The organism is Halomonas sp. V046 (genome assembly GCF_052645355.1).
Window position 1 is genome coordinate 1 of the sequence record NZ_JBQXYF010000069.1, and the last position, 348, is coordinate 348.

Below are 348 nucleotides of genomic sequence, written 5' to 3' on the forward strand. Positions count from 1 at the left end.
AGCGCCAGTGCTCGCTGCCAAGTGCCGGATGGTAGGGGTGGGTGATCGACTCGATCTCGTTGTGGTAGTTGTAGCGATAGATCGTGACCACGCCGCCGGCGTCGGTGACGCGGGTGTACCACAGCTCACGGTGGTACTCGAAGCGGGTGTCTTCGCTGCCGTCGTCCAGACGGTTGCGCACGCAGCGCGCTTCGTGGGCGGAGGGCAGGGCGCCGTCGGTTTTGCCCGGCCAGTCCCAGGTCAGCTCGACGCCGATGCCATTGAGGTCGGTGTAGTGGGTCAGCAGGTGATGGGAATAGCGATACTCGCGCTGATGATCGCGCGCATTGCGGTGGGAGACGAGATTAC

At 64.1% G+C, this 348-nt stretch carries 1 protein-coding gene; it reads right to left on the minus strand.

Annotated elements, in window-relative coordinates; genetic code table 11:
• Positions 1 to 348, minus strand: a 348-nt coding sequence (locus ACUN9Y_RS22275) for a hypothetical protein (RefSeq protein WP_445462922.1), incomplete at both ends; no start/stop codon positions are given.